6 protein-coding genes are annotated in these 9,686 nt (G+C 39.7%); 1 reads left to right on the top strand and 5 read right to left on the bottom strand.

What is annotated here, in order from left to right:
- Positions 1-43: 43 nt before the first annotated feature.
- From ACFIN0_RS09030 to ACFIN0_RS09010, 5 genes are all read right to left on the bottom strand, one after another.
- Positions 44-1,066 carry a phage late control D family protein gene (locus ACFIN0_RS09030; RefSeq protein ID WP_375702375.1) on the bottom strand — a complete coding sequence of 341 codons (1,023 nt, stop codon included), beginning with the start codon at positions 1,064-1,066 and terminating at the stop codon, positions 44-46.
- On the bottom strand, positions 1,066-1,320 hold the full coding sequence (locus tag ACFIN0_RS09025; RefSeq protein WP_375702233.1) for a tail protein X: 255 nt from the start codon (positions 1,318-1,320) through the stop codon (positions 1,066-1,068). The genes ACFIN0_RS09030 and ACFIN0_RS09025 overlap by 1 nt, the downstream gene beginning before the upstream one ends.
- On the bottom strand, positions 1,317-1,778 hold the full coding sequence (locus ACFIN0_RS09020) for a phage tail protein (RefSeq protein WP_375702374.1): 462 nt from the start codon (positions 1,776-1,778) through the stop codon (positions 1,317-1,319). The genes ACFIN0_RS09025 and ACFIN0_RS09020 overlap by 4 nt, the downstream gene beginning before the upstream one ends.
- Before the next feature lie 25 nt (positions 1,779-1,803).
- On the bottom strand, positions 1,804-2,763 hold the full coding sequence (locus ACFIN0_RS09015; protein ID WP_375702373.1) for a hypothetical protein: 960 nt from the start codon (positions 2,761-2,763) through the stop codon (positions 1,804-1,806).
- A 426-nt stretch (positions 2,764-3,189) separates the two neighbouring features.
- Positions 3,190-4,317, bottom strand: coding sequence for a metallophosphoesterase (locus ACFIN0_RS09010; RefSeq protein WP_375702372.1), 1,128 nt, complete (start codon positions 4,315-4,317; stop codon positions 3,190-3,192).
- A gap of 1,197 nt (positions 4,318-5,514) precedes the next feature.
- Between ACFIN0_RS09010 and ACFIN0_RS09005 the strand changes: the two genes are divergently transcribed.
- Positions 5,515-9,686, top strand: a 4,172-nt coding sequence (locus ACFIN0_RS09005) for an autotransporter outer membrane beta-barrel domain-containing protein (RefSeq protein WP_375702371.1), incomplete at its 3' end; no start/stop codon positions are given.

The raw sequence follows: 9,686 nt of genomic DNA, 5'->3' as shown, positions 1-9,686 counted from the left end.
CGCTTCAATATTATGGGGAAGTTGACGAAAAGAAGAAGCAAAATTATCTCTTGGATTTTCTGTTTTTAGCATGTTCAGTGTTCTCATTGCTTTCTTTTCCCTTGTTTGGTGCCTCGAGTGTGATTTCTGTGGTGTATCCGCTTTGTTTTTCATAGCAGTGGGTGACGGTAGCAGCTTTCCATGGCCCATTGATTTGCCCACGAAACCCTTGAAGGATGAGAGGTTGATCCGCCATGATTTCAGGGCGTCCCTCAAGGGTCAAAGAGCCACTGCCCACAGCACGACACAACCTGTCCGACTCGGAAGCGGCGGCAGATAAAGCTTCCTCTTGACATGGATAACAACTGCGAAGACGGCGTACAGGCCCGCTAAACCCTGTCTGATGCTTGACTTGGCATTGCTGCCCTGTTGAGCGATCAAAATAAGAAGCTTCAATGATGCCGTATTGCGTGCGTGGCTCTAACGTGAATTCCCAGTTAGAACAGTCGTGCTTATGGATGTCGAGTGCTGGTAAATTATCTCCGCTTAAAAACAAAAACTTATTGTCCTTGATCAAAAAACGTGCCTGCATGCGGTCCGCAAGACGGGTTAAAAAATCAACCGCCGATTGATCTGTACGAATCACATAAGAAAGAGTTTGTTTGACAAATTGTGGACTCACCTTTGCTTGATAGCCATGGCGTTTGGCGAGTGTCTCAACAATCTCACTAATGGTTTGGTGATCAAAATGCTCACTCGCTTGTTCTTTGAGTTCTTTACGCATCGAGGCGCTTTTGCCACAAAGGCGCAAAATCTCTCCATCACTGCCCCCAATACTCACCACCGACTCAACAACAAAACGCCCCATAAAGGCACTGATGCTGTTCTCATAGCCAAAAATCACTTGCAGAGTGCTGTTGCTTGAGGGAACCTCTAAATCATTACCACTATCATCAAACTCTGCTTCAAATGTATCGGCTTCATTGCCGGCATGGTCCGTAATGGTTGCGGTTAAAAGACGCTGGTAAAAAACCTCATGAACAAGCTTATCCCCCACCCTCACCTCAATAAAAGGATGCGTGCGCATTAATCCCATAACCGCTTCACCATGCTTTGGGGATTAGACAACACAAATTCAGGCAGAATGACCTTTAAGCCCCGTGGTAAAAACACACCATATTTGGCAATCTCTGGATTAGCTTCCAGTGTGGCTTCTAAATAGCCTTTGAGTAAACCAGCTTTCCTCCGGTCTCTGAACACTGCCATGGCATGGTGAAAGCAAAGGAGATCGAGGCTCATATCCTCTAGCTCTACAACAACATGTTTTTCTGGTATCTTCATAGAGGTTGTCCCACTTGGATTTGTCTCTCTTGGTATTGTCCTTGTGGTTTTCCGCCATTAAAAAAGGGCAAGAGCGTAATGGCATAGCGAATGCGCCCCGATTGACCAGAGCGACTAATATAGTCGTGATCTTTCGTGACACTGGTGATTACCACAGATCCATGGAGAATGGCGCTATAGCCATTGTCACTCATCCAACGGATCATCTGAACGGGCTTGGCAGCACGAATGGTTCTGGTGATAGCATCTATCGCTACCCGGTCCCCAAACTCTTCTGGAAACAACACCCCATGGATAGTTTTGGGGTCATTGCCATAACCGGTAAATTGCAAACTGGGAGCCTCACCAAAACGCTCTAGGCAAACCCATGAGGCAGAAAACTCTTCCTCAAAGGATTGGAAATTCAGCCAGTCCACATAAAAGAGATGTGGTCCTAACATCAGCAAAGGATCTCTCATAGACGCCCTCCCCTTGATTGTATCATTACTCTGTCCCGCCGTGCAGCGCATTGGCACGTGCCCGTTGCAAAGCATGGGCAACCGCACGACCAGTGACAACAGGATCACGCGCACCATTGACATGCACCGTGACATTTTGATTGTGTGTGATGGGGGAGCGATCTTTGCTTTTTGCTTCTGTGAAAGGGGAATTTGCATGCCCCGCCCCCGCAAATTGTGCTATGGGCTGAATGGCTGTTTTGCCCCCCAAAAAACTTGGCAAAAACTCTCTTACATCAATCGACCCAATCCACCCCTTAATGCGGCTAGGCAAAGATTTACAAAAATCGCTCAACTTTGTGATGGGTGCCATAAAACCATCGACAATCCAATTGGCTAAATCTTCGCCGGCTTGTTCCATACCAGCCTTGGCATCATCAGAGAGCTTTTCCTGTGTAAAAAAACTCTTTAACCATTGCCAAAAGTTGGAAAAGCTTCGTTTAACGCCCTCCCACAAATTGCCAAACCACTCGACAACAGAGGAAAGTCCTTGTTTGAACTTTTGCCAATGGGAAGAGAGATCAAAAGCAGCAGCAATGATGTTTTTCCATTTGGTGATGGTTGCCGTATCGGCACCAAAAAAGCGCATGACGGCTTCAAAGGCACGCCCCCAAGCCCGAGATACCCCCTGTGCAAAGCCTTTGACAAATGAAGAAAAACGATCCCAATATTTCCACAAAGCAAAACCAGCAGCAAGGATGACAGCCACAACAGCAGCAATGACCGCCCCGATCGGGGTAAAAATACCCCCCACAACAGAGGAAATAGCTGCCCCAGCCACTTCTATCGCTGTCCCGATCCAACCAAAAGAGGCAGCAAATGCACTTCCTGAGATCATAACTCCGCGAAATGCAGCAACCAGCAGAGTCATGGATCGCAAGAAGAAAAATTGTACAGCATCACAAAACATCAATTGTTTGAATGCTATAAATAAAAAATTGATCAAAACAAAAAACTCTTCTTATGAAAAAGAAAAGAGTTGCCCATGAGTAGATATTATAAACTCTAACAAAGGGCATAATTTGATAATTATACCGCAACAAACTAATAGAAACAGCCTTCTTGATAATTCTGGACAACATGTGCTAGCAAATTATGAACACACCCTTGACAAACTCCCCTTTGCTTCAAGGATGAAAGCCTAAAAGGAAAAATAGAATAACAAACCATTATTCCGCTTTGTATTAAAGCTCCGTTCACATTAAACCATTGCACTTATAGCGTATAACCTGAAATCTCAGCAGCTTTGAAAAAAATATGTCTGATTTTTTATTCTATTTTTAAGTAACACTCAGATACTCTCATTGCTCTTCAAATCCGCACATATAATACGTTTTTTCCCTCATGCTTTAAGACAAAGAAACAAATTCTATTATAACTTACTGCAACTTGCCGAAAATTGGGTGTCTTTCCCTATAACACCAAGATCTTTAATTAAAAGCGGTTTTCCTATTTCTCCATTATAGGCTTTAACGTGAATTGTCTTGCCTTTCACATCTATGAGGTAATAATCTCCATTAAAAAGCGCACCAGCTGTATAGATAGGGATATTTCCAAAAACCTTATCGTTTTTCGCACGGCAATAGGACTGATAATGCGTGTGACCTACGAAGATTGCTTTAACATTATGAGAGGTAACAATTGACTTAAAGACCGACAAATCTTTAGCATTCTTTTTACGAATAAAAAAGGATTCACCATCAATGGAAGCAGCACGCGCATCATGAAAATTAATGATTGTCACTTTACCTCTTGCATCAGCAGCAGCTAAATCGTTCTTAAGCCAATCTAAAGATTTATTGATTTGCACTTCTGTAGACTTCCCCTTCAAACCAACAGTATAGCTTGGATGATTGTGAAGCTGCACATAATGAACATCTCCATAATCCCAAGAATAACTCAAACTCCCCCTTACCAAGCGAACATTTCCACCCGAAATGGGAACCAAACTTTCAGTAACATCTGCATTGAAATGCAATAATTGACTACGGTATTTTTTGATTTCCGATACCATTCTTGAAACTGCACTTATAGCACAAGCATCTTTGTAAAAATTGAATTCTTGAGGATTTGTACAATTACCAACATTATTGGCATAATCGTGATTCCCTAGCCCCTCATAGACAGGCGCTCCAAGAGTTTTATAAACATTTTTATAATCATCATAGTTTTTTTGTTGTCCAAACTCCGTCAGATCACCATTGACAATATGGAACGCAGCCTTGTGCGCTTTTATCACACCAGCAACTTGCTCATTTATCTTTAACCATGGCTCTCTGTTTGATACTCCATTGGCATCACCAGAGTTTAAACGCCACGGTTGCGGATCAGCCATGATGATAGCAGTATAATTTTTCTCAAGAGACTTTTCTTTCATAGGCCACATAAATGCATCATGATAAAGCCTCTTGTCCCTTCTTAACTTTTCAGAATCAAGGTTAAAACAACCAGAGAGAGTAAAAGCAATCACGGTGATTACCAATTTAACTTTATATCTCATAAACCTATCACCATAAAAACGTTACATATTTTATTGTATTATAAAAATTTTTTCAGAAGTAATTTTTTAAATTTTCTTGTCAAGAATGTGTCAAAAATTCAAAATAATGAAAGCAATGATCCTTCAATGAAAGTGCACTTTGATGATATAAAAGTTCTGTTGATTCAAAGCCTTCAACTTGAAGCATCTTCATTGATTAAGATTTATAAGCTTGGGCTCTTGCTCTTTCAAATGTCATCGATACATCAACAGCTTATAAAAACTTAGTCGTATACTATTAAAATATCCCCAACAGGAGAAAAAATGTATTCTTAATACTAGAACATCAAACTCCTTTGGATATCAAGATCAAATATATTAGAGTATTATGATAAATAAGGTATAAATAATCAAAAGTGCTAGCAACAGTGTTTGAGTATTACCGTCATCACTTACATTGACAATCTATAAAAATGCATAAGTATTACAGAAAATAATATCATTACTTTATAAAAAATAATATAAATTATGTAATTATTATAATAATATTTATAATTTCTATAATAGAGATTTACAATAAATTTAATTATATAATATAAATAATTACAAACACATTGTGTGCTCAATATAAATTCACACAAATTTAATATTATTTATTTTTTAATTTTGACAAAAAATCAAAAATATCTTACCAAATAAGGACAATTACTGAAATTAATAACAACTATCCATTTTCACTTCTTCTTATGAAGTTTGCGGGGAAATGAATATTTGGGGGCTCTCATAAGGAGAATATTGGTGTATAAAACATCCCTTTTATCATGCACGGCTGCGGCTGCTATCATCCTATTCAACATCCAGTTCACTGCACATGCTGAAACTCTTGGCGTTGCCAACGAAGAAAAAGATATATCCGGAAAAACGTACGAGACTATTTATGTAAAAGACAAAGGAAAAATCACCGGTAGCACTGTAACTGTAACTGGAAATGAAAGCACAAATGCAGATACAAACAATGATAAGTATGTTGTAACAGTTGAAGGTGCTAACAGTGCGCTTAAATTAAATGGCTTAAATATTCAAGGCACTGATTCTGATGTTCGTTTCGGTATTTCTGTAAAAGACGGCGCTAACATCAACCTAACTGGGGGGAACATTACAACTTCTCAAACTGGCGTTTATATTGACGGCAGCGACAAAAATATACTGCAAAATGTAGTGATATCAAATAATAAAAATGAAATTTCACAACTCATTGGAGTGCAATCAGATAATGGAAGTAACATCACTTTAACAAATGTAAACGTTACGCACGCAGAAGTTGGTATACTCGCAAATAATAATTCTCGAATCAACGTATCCGGAGGATCATTCGAAGGTAAAATGGATGGCGTATATGCTATGAGCGGCACCACCATTACTGTAGATGGCGGTACTAACGTTACCTCATCTAATGGTAACGGACTTCATGCCATCGATGAAAAGAGCGAAATTATAATGACAGGAGGAAGCGTAATTGGAAAAGATGCAGCATTATCTGCAGACGAAGGTGGACATATTACTGTCACGGGTAGTACTCTAACAGCAAAGAAGAATAACCCTAATACATCTACTAATGATAATAAAATCGAAAGTGGATTCGGTGCCTTGTCTCAAGGCAAAAACAGTGTGGTTGAATTATCTAGTACAACGATTAATGATGCTACAATCGGGCTCAAAACACAAGAGAGTGGCGCAATCAAAATGACTGGGGGAAGCATTACAGCTTCCAAAGTTGGTGCTTTCTTCTTGGACAGCAAAAGCAAAGAAAACAAACTGAAAGATGTAGTGATATCAAGTGGGAAAGATGATGCGCCACTAATCAATGGAATCAAAGCAACTAACAGTAATGTCACTTTAAATAATGTAACAGTGACGCAAGCACAAACTGCCATAGATGCATATGATTCCACAGTAAAAGTCTTAGGAGGATCATTTAATGCAGAAAAAGCAGCAATATTTACTCAAAACGGCGGCAACATCACTTTAACTGGCGATGCAAAAATTACATCATATAATGATGCTGGACTCTATGCGGAAGGTTCAAAATCCATCATCGAAATGACGGGAGGGAGCGTAACAGCAAAAGAGGAAGCAATAACGACAACATACGGTGGGCATATTATTGTCACAGATGTCATCCTAAAAACAAATGGTGATGGACTTGGTGTAGCTTCTGATGACCTTGGTAGCATGATTGAATTGCGTGGAAATACAACGATTAGTAATAGTGTAATCGGGCTTCAAGCACAAAACGATGGTGCAATCAAGATGACCGGAGGAACCATTAAAACTTCTCTAGTTGGTGCTGGTTTCTTAAACAGTAACAGCAGTGAAAACAAACTAGAAGGTGTGAAGATATCGAATAGTAAAGACGATGCGTTACTGAACTTTGGAATAAAAGTAGATAAAAGTACCGTCACTTTAAAAGATGTAACAGTGACTCAAGCAGTATCCGGTATAGGTGCAGATAACCACTCTACAATAACAGTCTCAGGAGGATCATTTAGTGGAAGTGACGTAGGAGCAAGTGCAGAAGGTGGCAGTACGATTATCTTGAAAAACAACGCAAACATTACATCATCTGATAACATTGGACTCTATGCAGAAGGTTCAAAATCCACCATCACAATGACGGGAGGAAACGTCACAGGGAAAGGGAATGCATTGGTTGCTGAAGATGGCGGCCATATTACTGTTACAGATGTGGCTCTAACTGTAACAGATATAGCTCCAAGTGACGACTATATATCGTCTGGTGTATTTTCTGTTGGCGAAGGCAGTGTAATTGAATTACTTGGAAATACAACGATTAGTAATAGTGCACTCGGGCTTACAACAAGCAATGGTGGCGCAATCAAGATGACTGGAGGAACCATTAAAACTTCTTTAGTTGGTGCTGGTTTCTTAAACAGTAACAGCAGCGAAAACAAGCTAGAAGGTGTGAAGATATCGAATAGTAAAGACGATACGTTACTGAACTTTGGAATAAAAGCAGATAAAAGTACCGTCACTTTAAAAGATGTAACTGTGACTCAAGCAGCAGCCGGTATAGTTGCAGATAACCACTCTACAATAACAGTTTCAGGAGGAGCATTTAGTGGACGTAATGTAGGAGCAAGTGCAGAAGGTGGCAGTACGATTATCTTGAAAAACAACGCAAACATTACATCATCTGATAACGTTGGACTCTATGCAGAAGGTTCAAAATCCACCATCACAATGACGGGAGGAAACGTCACAGGGAAAGCGAATGCATTGGTTGCTGAAGATGGCGGCCATATTACTGTTACAGATGTGGCTCTAACTGTAACAGATGTGGCTCCAAGTGACGACGATATATCGTCTGGTGTATTTTCTGTTGGCGAAGGCAGTGTAATTGAATTACTTGGAAATACAACGATTAGTAATAGTGCACTCGGGCTTCAAATACTAAACAATGGTGCAATCAAGATGACTGGAGGAACCATTAAAACTTCTCTAGTTGGTGCTGGCTTCTTAAACAGTAACAGCAGCGAAAACAAACTAGAAGGTGTAAAGATATCGAATAGTAAAGACGATGCATTACTAAACTTTGGAATAAAAGCAGATAAAAGTACCGTCACTTTAAAAGATGTAACAGTGACTCAAGCAGCTGCCAGTATAGTTGCAGACCATGATTCGACAATAACAATCTCAGGAGGGGCATTTAGTGGACGTGACGTAGGAGCAAGTGCAGAAGGTGGCAGTACGATTATCTTGAAAAATAATGCAAACATTACATCATCTGATAATGTTGGACTCTATGCAGAAGGTTCAAAATCCACCATCACAATGATGGGAGGATCCGTAGCCGCGAACAAAACAGCGTTATTCGCAATCAACGGTGGGCATATTGATGCCACAGATGTTGCTTTAACAACAGAGGGAACAGGAAGCGGTGCATTTGTAAGTGGCAATGACAGCACAATTCAATTGCATGGTGATACAATAATTAACAATACTTTGGACGGCCTTGGAGCAGTTGACGGTGGTAAAATCATTAGCGAAAACTTATCGATAATCGGTGGTGAAGCACTTGAAGGCCCCAACAACGAACGCACTGGTATATGGACATCGGACTCTGGTAGTGAAGTTAGGTTAATGGGCAAAACAACCATTAAAAATGTTGATGAAGGGTTTTATGCAGACGGTGGAAGTAAAATCATTAGCGGAGATTTAACAATAACTGGTGGTGAAAGTAAAACAATGACCGTTGGTGTAAACGTTGCAGAAACTGATAGTTTAATTGAATTAAATGGTAAAACAATCATTCAAAATTTTGATGTTGGTCTTTTTGCAGGAAATAATAGCACAATTAAGATGACGAATGGTTATATTGGAGCAGCAGAGAATACAATAAAAAATAAAATAGAAGCAAAAAAAGTTGCACTATGGGCGGCAGCTAATGGACATATTGATCTCAAAGATATTTCTGTAACAGCAGGAATCAGCGGCTTGCAGTTCTTAGCTCTCCCTAATACCAAAACCGATGAATCAAATGATCCGCAAAAACATCAAAATAGTGAAATCAATTTAACCAATGCAGATATTCACGCTGAAAATGGCACAGGAATTTTCATTGGAGCTTTCACTAACGATAACATTGAAGATATTCCAACTTTATCAATCGGTACAGCAAATCTCAAAAATTCAGAAATCCATGCTGATGTATTGTTAGGAGATGGTCTTTTCGATGATCCAAAATCTTGGAAAAATGACAATTATTGGAACAATAAAGAGGTTAAAGCGATCTCCAACGGCACCTTCACATTAAGCGCTGATCATTCAAATTTAGAAGGCAGAGCGAATATTGCTAAAGACAGAAATGTACATTTTGATCTAAAAAACAAGACAACATGGACACTAAAGACCAGTACAAAAGAAAAAGATGATGATGGCAAACTGCTTGATATTGCTCAAAGATCTCGTTCCGATATTTCTACGCTTAATCTCGATAACAGCTCTATTATCTTTAATGGACCAACAGAAGATCATTATCACACATTGCATATAGGTTCTGGTAAACCAGATAGGCAAGAAGTCTACAACGCAACGGGAGACGCAAAGATTTACTTCAACATTGCTTGGAGTGATGGCGTAGCAAGTGCCGATCAAAAAACCGATAGACTTCTGATCCACGGTGATGTCTCAGGCTCCACAACAGTTTATATCAAAAGCGATTCAGGAGATGAAAATAGTGTAGTCAATGCTGCTGATCCTTCAAATATAGGTGGCCTCTCGCTCATTCAAGTGTCTGGAAAAGCACAAGAAGACTCTTTCAAACTCGTAAATGGCTATACCACAAGAAATCGTTTGCCTTATAAATATAC

Source organism: Bartonella sp. AA89HNZF (assembly GCF_042196905.1).
Classification (GTDB): Bacteria; Pseudomonadota; Alphaproteobacteria; order Rhizobiales; family Rhizobiaceae; genus Bartonella.
Note: the sequence above shows the minus strand (reverse complement) of the source record. Positions and strands in the feature narration are given on the sequence as shown.